Consider the following 15,426-nt stretch of genomic DNA (forward strand, 5'->3'; position numbering starts at 1 on the left):
CATGCGATTACTACTTATAGCGACATTGATACTAGCGCTAATTCCAATGCAAAGTTTTGCCCATTCATGGATGAAACTGCGCATAGCGACCACAGAATATGCGCCTTACACGTCAACTGATATGCAGCACGAAGGTTACATAAACCATATTATCGCCGATGCGTTCTTAGAGACGGGCGTTGTGGTTGAGTTTGTATCCTTACCATGGGAAGAAGCCTTAGAGGCAACGCTAAAAGGTGAATACGACGCAGTTTCCTACGGTAACTTTGTACGTTCTCGAGAAAGCGAGTTTTTTCACAGCAACCCAATAAGCGCAGAGAGCCTGGTGTTTTATGTTAATGCCGAAAAAGGCCCCGATAGTTGGAGTGACCTTAGCGATATGCAAGGTCTAAAAATGGGGATCACAGAAGGGTATCTATATAACGATGAGCTTGCTGCCTTCATTAAAGGTAACGAAAGCGTAGTAGAGCGCAAGACTGATAAAGCGAACCTAGAAGCGCTAATAAACGGTGATATCGATGTTTTCCCCATTGATGAACTTACCGGTTGGTATTTGCTACAGCGAGACTTCAACATTGGAGACCGTCGTGATGTCATGCCTATTAAACCTTTTGTTTCTACGGTAACCACGCATTTGTTAGTGCCTAAAGGGCAAGGCGATAGCCAGCTTATTTTGTCTTTATTCAATAAAGGACTAGAAGAGCTAACGTTGGAAGGTAAACTAACTCGCTTCAAGCGTCTGCTAAAAGAAGGTTATTATCAGCACCCGCAGAAAAAGGTAAATTTCGACCGACGCTAACACACAGCCGTGTTTTAAACGCATGCTAATCCACGATTTTTCAATTTGAAAAAAAGGTTGCGAACCAAATGCGGTTCGCAACCTTTATTCATGCTGCTTTCTCATCACTTAGTGTCTTTTCTGCTGATTATTAAACTGATATGGTTAACGGCTATTTTCTAATGCCCATTTAGAGGTTGCCTTGTCGTACTCAGCTGAAACATCCTTCCTTGCCCGCGTTACCGCCTTACTAAAATTACTCGGTCCCGGTGTGCTTATGGCAACGGCGGCGGTAGGTGGAAGCCATTTGGTGGCCTCAACTCAGGCGGGTGCAAAGTTCGGATGGCAGTTAGCGCTTCTCATATTGGTGGTAAACCTACTTAAATACCCGTTTTTCAGGGCAGGCGTAAGTTACACCATCAGCACGAAGCAAACCCTGCAGCAAGGCTATTTAGAGATGGGTAAACGCTACCTAGCCATTGCCTTGTGCTTAAATACTATCGCATCGGTAGTCAATGCTGCGGCACTGTTACTGTTTGCAGCAAGTTTATTGTCGTATTTTATTCCATTTGATATAGCTATAGCGGTGTCTGCCTCAGTAGTTTTAGCGCTCATATTACTGATTTTACTGGCAGGGCATTTTGAAGGGCTAGACAACATTGCCAAAGGCATAATGGGTGTGCTTGTGGTGGCAACCATAGCAGTGTTTATCGTTGCACTTAGTAATTATACTGCGCCAATGGTGCCTGCCGAAGAGCAGCCTTCGCCTTGGACGCTTGCCACGCTCGGTTTTTTAGTGGTAACAATGGGGTGGATGCCTGCACCTATTGAAATATCGTCTATTACTTCTCTTTGGTTAAAGCGACAATGCAAAGGTCAAGCGGTGACCCCGAAGTCGGCCCTTTTTGATTTCAACTTAGGCTATGCGGTAACCGTATTGCTTGCTCTGCTGTTTTTGGGGCTAGGCGCGTTAATTCTGTATGGCAGCGGCACAGAACTTAGTACTAGTGGTATTGGCTTTTCTCACCAGCTTATCAGCATGTACTCGTCAACCATCGGGGAGTGGGCGCATCTGCTTATTGCGATAGTGGCGTTTCTATGCATTTTCGGCTCGGCGTTGACGGTATATGATGGCTATGCGCGAGTGGTTGCAGAAGCACTTGCGCTACTGTTTAACAAGGATAAAGCTGCCCGCAATACACTTGTGACACCAGTATTGCTTTTCATGGCAATATTCAGCTTTGTTATTGTGCTCTTTTTCAAATCTGCTTTATTAGCCATGCTAGGCTTTGCTATGACGTTAGCTTTTGTTACCACGCCCATGTTTGCTTGGCTTAACCATAAGCTGGTGGCACAAACTAAACTGCACCCTGATGCCGCGCCTAATAAGGTAGTAAAGTTACTTAGTTTGCTAGGCCTGGTTTACCTGTTTGGGTTTCTTTTGATATTTGTTTGGTGGAAGTGGTTTAGCTAACGGCTTACCCCAGAACATGGCCTCTCTCGCCACCACCTTTGCCAGCCGGTTACTGCTATTGCTAGCCGGCCCACTTCAGCAATTTAATACGAATCTTTTGAAAGCGCCTAAAGACATGAGAACCCCTCGGTTGGTGCTTTATTTCTTCGAGCAGTAGTAAATTAGTTTAATTATTTATACCAGTCCAAGTATTCATTTAAGACTCATCTATACTAAAAGCGACGCTGCTAAAGGAGTGCGCAATTCGGTGCGTAAAGTAAAATTATTTCCATCACTACATTCAGGCAAATACATAAGCTTTGTGTTGCTTTGCTTCGTATGTTTGACGATGTGGGGATGCACAAAAGATGAGCCGAAATCCATACAGTGGAACAATGCTTATGATATTGAAAGGGAGCTTCACCTTCTAGGGCAGCAGGATGACCCGAGAGAAATTTATAAGCGTTTGCAGGGCATGAAACTGCAAGCATCGCTTCAGCTATCCCAGCTTCGCAAGACACGGCAGCACGACCCACTATTTACCGAATGGCTAGAGTCATTAAGAATAAGTTTGTCGCTAGCACCACTGTATAGCAACACAATCGAAACCTGTGACGTGTGGCAAAATTCAATGGAAGAAGCGTGGGGCGTTCAAACTATTGAGTTTAACGAACGAGCTAAACTCGTGTGGCGGGTAATGGTCGCTACCTGCAACGCACGAGTTCGCTCTTTGTAAGCCGTTAGGTTTTACTGAGTGTAAACAGGGCGAGCAGCAGTTAGCGTAGCAACCTTATCTTTAACTTGCTGAATAAGATTATTGTCTTCAGGTTCTGATAACACATCGCAAATCCAGTTAGCTAACTGGGCACAATCGTCTTCGCTAAAATTACGAGAAGTCACCGCTGGCGTACCTATCCGAATGCCACTTGTAACAAAGGGCGACTGTGGGTCGTTAGGCACAGTATTCTTATTAACAGTGATATTCACACTATTTAAAATAGCGTCTGCCTCTTTACCCGTCATCCCCTTACTAACCAGACTTAGCAAAAACATGTGGTTGTCAGTTCCGTTAGAGACCACATCAAATCCACGCCTCATAAATACGTCTGCCATCGCGCGTGCATTGGTAACCACTTGCTTTTGATACGCTTTAAATTCGGCTGTCATGGCTTCTTTAAACGCAACAGCTTTAGCGGCGATAACGTGCATGAGTGGACCACCCTGAATCCCCGGGAAAATAAGTGAGTTAAACTTCTTTTCAAGTTCAGGGTTTGATTTACACATAATGAGCCCGCCGCGAGGGCCACGTAGTGTTTTGTGGGTAGTGGTAGTAATTACGTGCGCGGCGTTAATTGGCGAGGGATAAACTCCCGCTGCGACAAGACCTGCTACGTGCGCCATATCTACCAGCAAATACGCGCCTACACTATCGGCAATCTCTCTAAACTTTTGCCAATCGACAACACGAGAATAAGCTGAAAACCCTGCCACGATCATCTTTGGGTTATGCTCTTTAGCTAAGGCTTCTACTTGGTCGTAGTCAATCTCACCGGTTTCGGTGTTTAGCCCATATTGAATAGCATTGTATAGCTTGCCTGAAAAATTAGGTTTTGCACCATGGGTTAGGTGACCACCGTGATCAAGACTTAACCCGAGTATGGTATCGCCAGGGCTTAGCAGTGCCATGTAAACAGCAGTATTCGCTTGCGAACCAGAGTGGGGCTGAACATTAACATAATCAGCTTCAAACAGGACTTTGGCTCTGTCGATAGCAAGCTGTTCAACTTTATCCACGGCTTTACAGCCACCGTAATAGCGCTTACCCGGATAGCCTTCCGCATACTTATTCGTTAGCTGACTTCCCTGTGCCTGCATAACGGCTTTGCTGGTGTAGTTCTCTGATGCGATTAGCTCGATGTGATGTTCTTGGCGTTCGTCTTCTTGTGCAATAAATTGGGCGATATCTGGGTCTTGCTGAGTAAGGCTTTGGTTTAGCGTATTCATGCTTTCTCCTAATTGTCGTTGTTGTGTACTCGATACTAGAAGTGCAAAATGAATAAATAAAATTAATAAAAAATATGGCATTATAATTTTATTAAATGTTCGCAGCTGTACTTTTGGCACGGCTCGTTTGTGTTTTGTCTGTAGTAAAGCGGCTAATAGAGTGAGCCTTTAAACTTCGTTGGTGAAAGGTCAGTGTTTAGTTGAGCTATTAAAGAAGGTGTAAAGCAAAGTAATGAAGAACTTGTCCATAGATTTCCTACGTTCGTTCGTGCTTATCGCACAGACGGGAAGCTACACACAGTGCGCCGAGCAGCTGCAACGGACTCAACCTGCAATAAGTCTTCAAATTAAAAAACTAGAAGAAATGATTGGGGAGAAGCTATTTTCTCGCGACAAAAATCGTCTAGCGCTTACTGGCGCTGGTAGTCGCTTATTGTCATATGGTGAGAAAATAGTAGCGCTTAATGACCAAGCTATGGCTGAGTTCGGTAAGCCTCAAGTGACCGGAAATATTAAGTTAGGCATCCCCAGTGAATTTAGCACCACGCTTATGCCTAAAATCATTCGGCGGTTCACACAAACTTACCCGGAAATATCGCTAGAGGTGCATTGCGCGCTAAGCAAAGATTTGTTGAGCGAACCGTTAAAAAGCCAGTTCGACTTAATTTTGTCATTACAGGAAACACCAAATCCACAGCAGGATGGCTTCATCATCTCAGATCAACTGGTATGGGTAGGCAGTCAGCGCTTTGTTAACAGTGTGCCTGCTAAGCTCCCTATTATTGCCGCCCCCTCACCGTGTATTTATCGCAAGCGTGCCACTAACCTTTTATCCGCAATAAAAAAGCCGTGGCAGGTGGTATACACCATTGCAGATTTAAACGGTATTCAAACTGCTATTAATGAAGGGCTAGGCATTACGGTACTGGCAAAAAGCTCAGTACCGTCAGGATTGCACATTTTATCTAATTCAGAAAACTTGCCCGAACTTGGACATGTAGGCGTTTGCTTAGTTAACCCTCAGAAAGTATCATCTAAAGCGATTAGCCTGCTGACCGAAACCATTACTAACGAGGTCGCTAATTTCTAAAGTGATATATTGTTTGTCTATGCTTTTTTAACAAACTGCGCGGTAAGCATCATTTCACCGGCACCATCTACTTTACAGTCTAGCTGGTGGTCTTTGGCATCTTTCACATGACGGATAACCGCTTTGGTACCAATTTTAAGTACAAGCGAGCTGCCTTTTACTTTCAGATCTTTTGCCAGCGTTATCTTGTCACCAGCAACTAACGGCGTACCGTTATAATCTTTTGCAGAGACTTCTTCTTCAACCTCGTTCGGGTTCCACTCGTGACCACATTCGGGGCAAATAAGTAAAGACTGGTCTTCATATACATATTCAGACTGGCAATGCGGGCAAGGGGGTAGTGACATGTGGAATTCTCTTAAAATACTAAATTAAAGCGCTCGGGTCATAAAGTGACTGTTAGGGTTAAGCGAATAGCTACCAAAAGGGCCGCAGTCGACAAAACCGAACTTTTTATAAAGCGTTCTTGCCGCTAAAAAGTAGTCTTGCGTTCCTGTTTCTAAACTTACCGAACTAAACCCTTTCATTTTCGCATGTTCTAAGGCAAAAAGTAATAACTGAGAAGCCACGCCACACCCTCTATAGGGCTTTGCCGTTCTCATAGATTTTAGCTCTGCGCTTTGCGCATCAAGAGCTTTAATAGCAACACAACCCGCAAGCTGTTGCTGCTTCCAACCACTAAAAAAAGTAATGTTAGGCGCTTTTAGTGCATTAACATCTAGTGCGTGCACGCACTCTGGCGGCGACGTTGCATACATATCTGACAAATGCTCTTCTAAAAGCGCTAGTACATCTCCTCCCGTAAGATCATCAATTATAATCTTCATGTACTTTGTCCTTTATATGTATCGGGAATTGGCGACCATAAAAGCCTGTGGGTCAATTGTGTAAAGGTTTAACCATGTTATAAAAGCGATCGTCTTCACTACTTACAACAAAGCCCACTTTATTATAAAGCGAAATCGCTGGGCTAATTTTGAAAACCCGCAAAGTTAGCGAGTTAACCTTGGCCGCTAGAGCAAGCTTTTCTGCTTCTTTAATAGCTGCACTACCTATGCCCCTATTTTGCGCACTTGGTATAACTTGAAGATCGCGTAAAACACAGTTGTTATCTTCAAACTGTAGGCGCATAACACCCACTGTTTGGTTGTCTAATTGAATGTCGTAATTAACTAGCTCAGCCGTAACCTCTAGCACTTTTTCAGCGTTCCAGTCAGGAGCGAATTTAGCGTAATAATTTTGCATGTTCGCGAAGGTAAACTCGGCTGCTCGCTGAAGGTTTGTAGTTTTAAAGAAAGTAATCTCCATGGTTATAACTACACCTCAATTTTTGTCTTTACGACAAACTCAAACATGACGATAAACATCGGTATATCCTCCAACCGCTATTCGCAAACCATTGCGGCTTGTTGCTTACACTTTGAAATAGATTCTGTCTCTGTATTACCACCCATGCAGAAATCTAACCTCAATAGCTTTTCTTCGCGTTTAGGAGTTTTGCTCTTAACCAATGTCCACTCCCAATCTTGAATAACTTTTGTTGCCGGCTTAGAAATAACCTTTTTAGGTACTGAACTTATAAGCTCAATGCTTTCGGTCAAACCACTTTCGTCCACTATTACTTTAAATACTCCGCAGCCAACAATGCCTTTTTTTGCTAATTCAACGGGGTAGCGTGGCATAAATTGTTTTTCTCTCAACCAGGTGGTTTCAGCAATTGTTGGCTTTAGATGTGTCAACTCCACAGAAGCATAATTAACTGCTGCGAGTGTGCCAGTAGATAAAAAATAGATGACGAAGAGTAAATTCTTATAGTTCATACAACCTTCCTTAGTGGGTTCAAAAAAATATTCGCATAAAAGCTCAAATACGGCTTCTATGGACGGAGCGATGGGACGAAGTCTAATGTAGCGTGTCAGTTTACGAAGAAACTTTATTGTTAGGTGCTTGCATTTTCAGACCCACAGACAAATGTTTCTTGACCCAGATGGTAGACATTATTAATAGCTACGTATGTGCCGGAAACAACACCTGATATGGGGAGTAGTACAAGGCCACTAATTGAATAAAAGGTATTGGTATCCTTAAATCCATTAATAACTTTTAGGGTTTTGCGATCCGATGATATCTCACACTTGTTCACTTTAGCCGTATCGGTTTCTGCAACGACTACACGAGTACTTAGCAAAGGCACACTTAGAATTAAAAACGGGACTAATTTCATAAAATAATTCCTTTTATCTTTCGTCACACAGATTAGCACATATTTTCGCCTAGCCTACAAAGAGGGCGAACTAAGTTTTTTGTTATACGTGCATCATTGAGCCAACACATAAAAGTATAAAAGCGCAAAGAAAATATTTACTACTAACTGAGTTGACGCTTACATTTTGTTTGAACCAAGCCTTCACTGGCATGGTTAACATGTACGGCGATGACAACAATCCGCGTAATAAACATAAGACGCCCAATGTCATGGTGATAGAACCGAAGTTCAGTGTCTTAGTGTTTTGGTAAGCGACTGCTTCTATAAGAATCACGGCTGCCATAGCTACTTTGATTAAAATTGCAGCCCTTTGGGCTTTAATTGCTTCGTATTCCATTGCGAATAAATCCTAATAGTACTTATAACATCCACTAAGGGGCAGTAATGTATAGATTGAAGATAATTAACCATCTAACATAGTGCGATGAATTGAGATTATAGGATCTTCCATATACAGCTTATGCCCCGCCAGTATATTTCCCCTCTAGCGAAACGAGTGTGTTAATTAGCTCTTTAAGCATGTTCACCCATAACTTTCAGTTGCGATATGTCCATTACCCTCACATGCGTTTGGTAATAGTATTTACCAGTAGGTTTACCATCTGATAGAAATGCAATCTTAACCCGCTGAGCAATACCATTAACTACTATTGCTTTATTTATAAAGTATTCCTGTGGTGGCATTCCATATCTAGCAGATAACTGTGCAATTACTTTCGGATGTAGAGTGACGGTTATAGCTCTCTGATCACGATAGTCTTTTTCAGTATTCAAATATACATATTTCCCTTGGCTACCAGTGGCTACTATTTGAAGTGAGTATTGCCCAGGAACACCTTTGGGCGCTGAATCTGCAGCAGCCTTTATTATTGCCATTGTGTCTGAGAATGTAGACTCAGTGTGTAAAGTTGTGGAAGTGCAACCAGCGAGTAAAAAGATAAACGTCAAAACAACAATTTTCATAATTTATTTCCTTATAGCACCATACTAAAGGGCGATAGCATGTGGGCTAAAATAGGTAACGAAATGAGTAGCCCATGAGTAAGCGTCCCAGCGAACGAAGTGAGTAACTTAATTTTCTTTGTTAGGTGCCAGCACACTTTCTACTGCCGCCATAACTTTATTGTGCCTAATAAATAAAACGTACCATAAATACAGCATATAATTGAGCTAACTAACCAAAAGGTTATTGAATTTTGGTGCACCACAGGGTCTGAAGTTAGAAAGGGACCAACTAAACCTGCGATACCACGCAACAAATAGATGGCAGTAATTAAAGCTAAACAGGTTTTTAGTAGTGGTAATTTGATGATGATACCTGCACCAGAAAATGCATATAAGCCCCAGCCAGTAAGAATTGAAGCAATTACCAAAGTTGCAATTGTAGGGTAAGGGTCACCCTGAGCTGCGAGTTGAGCCATGCGTTGACCAGCACCAAAAAAGATATACCAATCAGGACCACCGAAAATACAACTGATATGAAGTAGTGCGGCTAAGAAGCTTAAAATACCAGCGATTAATAGTTGGTTATTCTTGTGCATTCAAATTCCTTTTGGCACATAACATCGCCCGCAAAGGCGAGCACGTAGTACGATTTTACTTGGCCTTGTTACATGTTTTCAAAAAATAACCTTATGTCTGCTTGCTTGGCCAACAATGAAATATTACTACGTTGATTTAGCGGGCAAACGAAAAGCACTAAAACATCACTACTATCGTCTATTGCTAAAATAGCCAAATTTGCGGCACGAGCGCAAGTAAAAATATCGGGGCTATGCTCTACGCTACCAGCACCACCTACAAGTGAGCCAAATCCAAACTCAGTTTGTGCGTAGAAGTTTTTTAAGTCCTCATAGTGGGTACTTTTTTCTAGAAGGCCTTCGGATCGAAGATTCAATTTATCTAAGACTGATAACGGTTCTTCACGGCCATTGGCAACTGCCAACAGATTCGACTCATAAAGAGCACGGACTAGAACAAAGGTGGTTGAAATATCTGTGGGCGATTCTATAAAACAGTCGTCTTTTAAATCTTCATCAAGTGCCTCAAAATATTTGTTCGGCGAAGACTCAAAAAGCCAAACTTTTCTCATCACCTCTGGGTTGTTTCGAGAAACGAGTTTCGACAAAGCCACTAAAGGCTGCTGATCCGATTTAGGGCCTCGTAACAATTTTTTTAAAAACTCCCTCATCTGGTGTACCTCTTTGAGATGTAACTTTTAAATAAGGGTCGCAGACGCGTGGGGCATAATGGCGAAGCAGCCCCGCGAGTATGCGTTTCAGCGAACGCAGTGAGTGAGTTGATTGGGGGGGTTAGGCGTTTGAAGTATGCGCCGATTCGAGCTTGGCATAGTTACCTTTAAAGCTAAATGCTTCCTGAGTTTCTCCATTTTCCCTAAGGTGCTCCAATTTGGCCATGGCTTCTTGTACGGTTGGTATATGGCCTTCTGGAATCCACCACAACACGTAAGATGCTTCGCCAAGCGAAATAAACCATTCTTTTTTGCGCTTAAGAAAATCGATGTGATGCGTTTTAAACATGAAGTTTTTAAGCGACTCTACGCTTTCCCAGACCGACATATTTACGATGATATCTGGGTTGTTTTCTACTTCTATACTAGTGGCATCGCCTGTTTCATCTTTTAAGCGCCAAATAAAACCCGGACTCTTTTCTGCAATAGCATTAATAGGCTCTAAATTATTAACAAAGTCCGACATTTCCGGTGACTCTAGATCAAATCTTACTTTTGCAATATTAAGTTGAGCGAGGTGCATTTAGTCTCCTTAACGCATAACAATTTATTATGTCTCACTAGCAAAAAACTTCCTTGAACAGACTTAGAGTCGCACTAATCATTTAAGATGGCTACTACAAAGTGCTTTATAGCAAGCCCCGCATCTATTTCACACTATGTCATAGTTCTGTTTTTTTCCTCATACAAAATTAGGGGAAAGATTGAGGTTGTTTCCTCAATGCTGTCTGATACCAGCCATACAGAATAAGAAATTTGACCTTCAAAATTTTTCTGAGACATAACGCTAAGCGTCTTGTTTACTGCCCGTGTCAATTCGAAGCAGCTTTTCATCTTTTATGTACCCTAATTGGAATAGTTCCATTGCAATTTGTTTAAGCTGTTTATTTTGCTTAGTGGTTCTGTTTTCCGTCTCTACAAGTAATTGATAGCGTTTTTGTAAGCTTTTGGTATTTCTTGAGTGCCTTCGGCAATCTGGGCATCGGTTGCAATGCGCATCTACATAAAAGCCCAACTGTTCGAACCAAAACATTTGCTCCTTGGCGAAAAAGATGAACGCTCTTTTACAAATGTTGCATGTTTCCTCAATATCTACGTAGATTTTGCGCGGGTATAAACCGTAATTTTGCTTTGATATATCAGCTTTTATAGCGGTTTCTTTGAAGATCTTAAGCGATGAGTAGCTCCAGTGAGCAGATAAAATATCTTCTTCAGAGTAGCTTTCGCCTGATGGGGTAGGCTTATTTCCATATCTGGGGTGTTTTACATAATTCATTTGGATGGAAATAACCTCTGGCGGATCCGCCCCGCATGTATGCGTCGCAGCGTGCCCGCTCTTTGCACACGACTTGAGCGTCTTGTCATATTTTGTCACACCGCCGCCAAACTTTTGAGGTTCCAGAGCCCGAGTCGAAATATTTGATATTTGCGACTAATTCTCCATTTGATTCTTTCAATGACGACTCGCAACCAGCAACCACCATTTCATAATTAAGATGATATTTTTTTCCGCTTTCTGGGGTGAAACTAAATTGCACATGACAGTTCCAGCTTGGTTCAGTTGTACCAAACTGAAAATACAACTCTTTGTTAGTGGGTATATTGATAATGTTAGTTGCAATATCCGAATGTTCGGAAATGACATGTCCTAAAACATTTTCCGTGTCATAGTCTTCTTCATAACAGCCATCAAATATTTCTAACTGCGTTACTTTACCATGCAGAAATATTCCCTTGAGGTTGGCTGAAATAGCAAGTTCTGCGCTTTCATTAATTGCTGGTCCATTATATATGGGCAAATTAGTTGACTTACAGCTTACAATTAAAATCGCTAACACCAATATAAAAAGCTTTTTCAATTTAAACTTCTTTTGAATTAAAAAAATTGGTCTTACCCACTAAAAGTGGACATCCATGTTAAGCGTATGTCGCTTCGTATTCATATGGGCTGATATAGCCCAATGTTGAATGCTGACGCACGCGATTATAAAAAATTTCAATGTACTCGAAGATACAAGATTTGATTTCTTGAAGCGAGTTGAATTTCTCCCCGTATATGAGTTCGACTTTCATACGACTGAAAAATGACTCCATAACGGCGTTGTCCCAGCAGTTGCTCCTTCTGCTCATGCTGGACACAGCACCGATGCTCATTATCAGGTCTTGGTATCGCACAGAGCGATATTGAACACCTCTGTCGGAGTGAATGATTAATCCAGGCTCTATGTCTCGTCCACTAATCGCCATATTAAGTGCGCGTATAATAAGTTCTTCGGTCATATGACTATCAAATGCCCAGCCAACAATGGCTCTTGAGTACAAGTCCATCACGGTAGCCAAGTAATGCCATTGGCCTTTAAATCGAATGTATGTGATGTCAGTGACCCACTTTGTATTGGGCTTTGTTGCTACAAATTGTCGGCGCAAAACGTTTTCACTCACGCGAACATTACTGTGACTATATTGCGAGTATCGAAACGCTCTACCGTTACGAGCACGTAACTGTAGTTGCTGCATGATTTTCGCAATGGTATTAACGCAGCAGGGGACGTTTTCTGCTTTCAAGGCGCGCGTTAACCTGGGGGCACCATAACGCTTTTGGTACTTTTCAAAGAGCGCCATGGTATGCTCACGCAGCTGTTTGCGACGTTGCTGGTGTGCGGGGATGGCACTTGTAAGGTACTTATAATAGCCAGAACGAGAGACTTTAAGTGCCCGGCACATCACCGTTACTCTGAATTGTCCCGCATACACTTTAATGAGTGCGTACTTTACTCCTGGTCGCTCGCAAAGTACGCGGCAGCCTTTTTTAAAAATGCATTCTCTTCTTTAAGGTCAGCCAGCTGGCGCTTGAGGGCTTGCACCTCTTCAGAGTCTTCTTGATGAAACTTCACGCCTTGAATAGTTGAGAATTGATTACCGCCACAGCGCTTGAACTGTCGACGCCAGTTGTAGATTTGTTGCGCGGAAATACCCAGCTCTGCGGCTACGGATTGGTTGGAGTTTCCTTTTTGGTCTGCTCGACGAACAGCCTCCTTGCGGAACTCTTCAGTGTAAGCATGAACCTTCTTTTTATTAGCCATAAGTCACCTCTTATATAACTATAGGAGATGTCCACTAAGTTTGGGTAAGTTCTGCTTATAACTTTCCAATAACGGGCGCAGACATGTGGGGCATAATGGCGAAGCCGCGCCGCATGTATGCGTCCCAGCGAACGTAGTGAGTGTGTTGATTGGATTGTTATATGCCATTGTTTCCACGAGTTCCCTACATGCCACCGTCAGGAGTACCGGGACCACCACTGTTGTTCCAACCACCACCAAACTCTTTATGCCTTTTATTACTCTCTGAATCTTGGCTTTTGCACAACAACCAAAGTCCGATTGACGCAAAATAGGGAAACAACCAAACAACAATAATTTGAGCCACTTTTTGAAAAGCGTCCAGGTCATCTCTTCGAGAAAGAAAGATAGAGACTAGAATGTTTAAGACTATAGCAATTCCGATGAAAACATATAAAACGTAGCTACTCATTAAAATCCTTCTTTGGCATATAACTCCCAACTTTGGGGCACAAATACATGGGCTAAAATAACGAGCGAAGCGAGGGAGCCCATGTGTTTGTATCCCAGCGAACGCAGTGAGCGACAATAGTTGTTTGTTAGACTTTTTGATTACTTATGATAAGTTTGAAATCATCAGATTTTAATAATTCTTGCCCGATAGAAAGTAAACAATAATGGCAAGCTTCCATATCAGCTATAACCATATGTTTTGCTCTAGCTTCTATTTTTTTTATGAGTTCTTTCTCTCGAGTACGCGCCTTTGATGACCCTAAATGGACACCACCTTTCGTGTTAGCCATGTACTTAATAATGTCGGCTTTTTTTATAGGTTTATTTCTAACGAGCATGCAAGTTTGTTGTAGAAATGTACTCAGACCTAAGAGCTCTTTCCGAAATATATTTGTGTCCCCCGGATAATCAGTTTTTAAATCAAAAAATAGGGTTCCCCCACAAATAATTCCCCGATTATCGGCTCCTCCGCTATGTATGAATGACGCATAATCGCCAATTTCTGGGGAGTTAGATAGATCTATATACTGACAAAATATTTTAGGTTCTCTTTCAAAACCCAACGCACGCCAAGTTTGCCCTAATATTCCTTCTACAAGTAATCTTCTTAAAATTGCGCTTCCTCTTCTAACGTCTCCCTCACTTGGACTCTGAAGCCATGTCTTTTCTAGGAATTTTAAATCATCGATTACAATATTTATTTCATCTCTATTTAACACAGAAAACTTCCTATGGATGCGATGCAAGTCTAACTTTCCAATAACGGGCGCAGACATGTGGGGCATAATGGCGAAGCCGCCCCACGTGAATGCGTCCCAGCGAACGTAGTGAGTGTGTTTATTGGCTTGTTAGGTGCGTGTAGATACATCCTAGTTTTGCTTACTTGTGATTAAATAAAACGCTTTTATTGTTTGTTTCACTGAATAGTAAATCGCATACAAAGTTCCAAAACTGACGACAATAAATTTTACGCCTTCTGGCATGTTATTTAAGAAGCTCAATTTTAGACTAACAAATTCCAAACGGTCGTCATTCATCCATGCAGTAAAAGATTTGCTGAAAATCCACATAACAACACCAGTGAATATCCAATATAAAAGAGCGATAAAGGACTCTTTAAAAACACCACTGACTTTTCTATTCAAAGAAGCACCTAACATTAAGCTAAGCGGCGCAGTTGCGTGGGGCATAATGGCGAAGCCGCCCCGCGTAAATGCGTCCGAGCGACCGAAGGGAGTGGTCTTTAGCGCTTTGTTAGAAGCAGAGCCAGTTCCTTTGGTCTGTTTAAAAAACTAATGAAGCCAGCATACGATTGATTATTAACACAAACAAGCAAAACGACGGTGCAGTGAAGGTTTTGATTTGACAGAAGCTAGCTGCCATTTGAACTAACAAGTGTAATGGCGCTTACTGACTTTAAATAAATGCTTGTCGATAAAGAGCCTATTACACCACCTTCAAAGTGAATGCGGCGGAATAAAACCTACCACAAGCCAGAGCGATGCAAATGAAAACAGGTGAGGGTAGTTTTACTGGGATTTTCATAAAGCCAAACGCAGTTTAGGCTGACGCCTTATAACTTCCAAATATGGGGCGCAAACACGTGGGCAATAATGGCGAAGCCGTGCACGTGTTTGCGTCCCAGCGAGCGGCAGCGAGTGACATAATTTGTTTGTTATACGCAATAGCCAAAATCAACCGCCATATTGCATTATTAAGTAAAAGCCACAAACTAAACATACCGAGACAAAGCAAGGAATACCAAATAACTGCAGTTTTTGTTTTAGCGCCAGAGACTTTGAGCTAGCTGAAAGAACAATACAAGGGAGCAATTGTGATATGAAAATAGGAATGATGAAAACGCTTATTGGATAACCAACATAATTTGCAATGAAATCGCCTGCATTACCTACATACCAAATTTGAAGTAAAAAATTGAGTAAGCAAACTAATACAACAAGACCAATAAATTCCTTTTTACTCACAGGTTTCCTTTTGCGTATAACTTT

The 15,426-nt window shown here is 42.1% G+C and carries 23 protein-coding genes; 4 read left to right on the forward strand and 19 right to left on the reverse strand.

From position 1 onward, the window contains the following. Position 1: 1 nt before the first annotated feature. The 3 genes from ACYTPF_RS18995 to ACYTPF_RS19005 all read left to right on the forward strand — a co-directional run bounded on the left by ACYTPF_RS18995 (position 2) and on the right by ACYTPF_RS19005 (position 2,967). Entirely contained in the window at positions 2 to 799 is a 798-nt protein-coding gene (locus ACYTPF_RS18995) for a substrate-binding periplasmic protein (protein ID WP_179982238.1), read from the forward strand. Between the two features lie 181 nt (positions 800 to 980). Then, complete coding sequence (locus tag ACYTPF_RS19000; RefSeq protein ID WP_461853302.1) at positions 981 to 2,252, forward strand: NRAMP family divalent metal transporter; 1,272 nt, start codon at positions 981 to 983, stop codon at positions 2,250 to 2,252. 247 nt (positions 2,253 to 2,499) lie between these two features. Further along, positions 2,500 to 2,967, forward strand: coding sequence for a hypothetical protein (locus tag ACYTPF_RS19005; protein ID WP_461853303.1), 468 nt, complete (start codon positions 2,500 to 2,502; stop codon positions 2,965 to 2,967). 11 nt (positions 2,968 to 2,978) lie between these two features. On the opposite strand, the gene glyA is transcribed toward ACYTPF_RS19005, so the two are convergent. Further along, the gene (gene glyA, locus ACYTPF_RS19010) at positions 2,979 to 4,235 is read right to left on the reverse strand and encodes a serine hydroxymethyltransferase (protein WP_461853304.1); all 1,257 of its coding nucleotides are present in this window, start codon (positions 4,233 to 4,235) and stop codon (positions 2,979 to 2,981) included. Between the two features lie 232 nt (positions 4,236 to 4,467). Between glyA and ACYTPF_RS19015 the strand changes: the two genes are divergently transcribed. Continuing rightward, complete coding sequence (locus tag ACYTPF_RS19015; protein ID WP_179982242.1) at positions 4,468 to 5,325, forward strand: LysR family transcriptional regulator; 858 nt, start codon at positions 4,468 to 4,470, stop codon at positions 5,323 to 5,325. 17 nt (positions 5,326 to 5,342) lie between these two features. Here ACYTPF_RS19015 and ACYTPF_RS19020 read toward each other — a convergent pair whose 3' ends face one another. The 18 genes from ACYTPF_RS19020 to ACYTPF_RS19105 all read right to left on the reverse strand — a co-directional run. Further along, positions 5,343 to 5,672 (reverse strand): zinc ribbon domain-containing protein YjdM, encoded by a 330-nt coding sequence (locus ACYTPF_RS19020; RefSeq protein WP_118490383.1) that lies wholly within the window; start codon positions 5,670 to 5,672, stop codon positions 5,343 to 5,345. 24 nt (positions 5,673 to 5,696) lie between these two features. After that, entirely contained in the window at positions 5,697 to 6,152 is a 456-nt protein-coding gene (locus ACYTPF_RS19025; protein WP_461853305.1) for a GNAT family N-acetyltransferase, read from the reverse strand. A gap of 52 nt (positions 6,153 to 6,204) precedes the next feature. Beyond that, positions 6,205 to 6,633 (reverse strand): GNAT family N-acetyltransferase, encoded by a 429-nt coding sequence (locus ACYTPF_RS19030; protein WP_461853306.1) that lies wholly within the window; start codon positions 6,631 to 6,633, stop codon positions 6,205 to 6,207. A 77-nt stretch (positions 6,634 to 6,710) separates the two neighbouring features. Continuing rightward, entirely contained in the window at positions 6,711 to 7,145 is a 435-nt protein-coding gene (locus tag ACYTPF_RS19035) for an energy transducer TonB (protein WP_461853307.1), read from the reverse strand. A gap of 119 nt (positions 7,146 to 7,264) precedes the next feature. After that, positions 7,265 to 7,549: a hypothetical protein gene (locus ACYTPF_RS19040; protein ID WP_461853308.1), complete on the reverse strand. Its 285-nt coding sequence runs from the start codon at positions 7,547 to 7,549 to the stop codon at positions 7,265 to 7,267. 82 nt (positions 7,550 to 7,631) lie between these two features. Beyond that, the gene (locus ACYTPF_RS19045) at positions 7,632 to 7,928 is read right to left on the reverse strand and encodes a hypothetical protein (protein ID WP_461853309.1); all 297 of its coding nucleotides are present in this window, start codon (positions 7,926 to 7,928) and stop codon (positions 7,632 to 7,634) included. Between the two features lie 176 nt (positions 7,929 to 8,104). Next, positions 8,105 to 8,554 carry a hypothetical protein gene (locus ACYTPF_RS19050; RefSeq protein ID WP_269918265.1) on the reverse strand — a complete coding sequence of 150 codons (450 nt, stop codon included), beginning with the start codon at positions 8,552 to 8,554 and terminating at the stop codon, positions 8,105 to 8,107. Positions 8,555 to 8,694: 140 nt separating this feature from the next. Continuing rightward, the gene (locus ACYTPF_RS19055; RefSeq protein WP_461853310.1) at positions 8,695 to 9,132 is read right to left on the reverse strand and encodes a hypothetical protein; all 438 of its coding nucleotides are present in this window, start codon (positions 9,130 to 9,132) and stop codon (positions 8,695 to 8,697) included. A 68-nt stretch (positions 9,133 to 9,200) separates the two neighbouring features. Continuing rightward, on the reverse strand, positions 9,201 to 9,782 hold the full coding sequence (locus ACYTPF_RS19060) for a DUF6630 family protein (protein WP_461853311.1): 582 nt from the start codon (positions 9,780 to 9,782) through the stop codon (positions 9,201 to 9,203). 121 nt (positions 9,783 to 9,903) lie between these two features. Beyond that, a complete protein-coding gene (locus ACYTPF_RS19065; protein ID WP_461853312.1) occupies positions 9,904 to 10,365 on the reverse strand; it encodes a DUF3291 domain-containing protein in 462 nt (153 codons plus the stop codon). A gap of 264 nt (positions 10,366 to 10,629) precedes the next feature. Further along, a complete protein-coding gene (locus tag ACYTPF_RS19070) occupies positions 10,630 to 11,118 on the reverse strand; it encodes a zinc-ribbon domain containing protein (protein WP_461853313.1) in 489 nt (162 codons plus the stop codon). A gap of 85 nt (positions 11,119 to 11,203) precedes the next feature. Continuing rightward, complete coding sequence (locus ACYTPF_RS19075) at positions 11,204 to 11,701, reverse strand: hypothetical protein (RefSeq protein ID WP_461853314.1); 498 nt, start codon at positions 11,699 to 11,701, stop codon at positions 11,204 to 11,206. 58 nt (positions 11,702 to 11,759) lie between these two features. Continuing rightward, a complete protein-coding gene (locus tag ACYTPF_RS19080) occupies positions 11,760 to 12,659 on the reverse strand; it encodes an IS3 family transposase (protein ID WP_461853320.1) in 900 nt (299 codons plus the stop codon). Beyond that, positions 12,614 to 12,925 (reverse strand): transposase, encoded by a 312-nt coding sequence (locus tag ACYTPF_RS19085; protein WP_461853315.1) that lies wholly within the window; start codon positions 12,923 to 12,925, stop codon positions 12,614 to 12,616. Before ACYTPF_RS19085 ends, ACYTPF_RS19080 begins: the two co-directional genes overlap by 46 nt. Before the next feature lie 184 nt (positions 12,926 to 13,109). Further along, entirely contained in the window at positions 13,110 to 13,376 is a 267-nt protein-coding gene (locus tag ACYTPF_RS19090; RefSeq protein WP_461853316.1) for a hypothetical protein, read from the reverse strand. Between the two features lie 127 nt (positions 13,377 to 13,503). Then, positions 13,504 to 14,136: a hypothetical protein gene (locus ACYTPF_RS19095; protein ID WP_461853317.1), complete on the reverse strand. Its 633-nt coding sequence runs from the start codon at positions 14,134 to 14,136 to the stop codon at positions 13,504 to 13,506. Between the two features lie 150 nt (positions 14,137 to 14,286). Then, a complete protein-coding gene (locus tag ACYTPF_RS19100) occupies positions 14,287 to 14,607 on the reverse strand; it encodes a hypothetical protein (protein WP_461853318.1) in 321 nt (106 codons plus the stop codon). A 504-nt stretch (positions 14,608 to 15,111) separates the two neighbouring features. Further along, on the reverse strand, positions 15,112 to 15,426 hold a 315-nt coding region (locus tag ACYTPF_RS19105; protein WP_461853319.1), incomplete at its 5' end, for a hypothetical protein.

It is taken from the genome of Alteromonas sp. HB246098 (genome assembly GCF_054890645.1).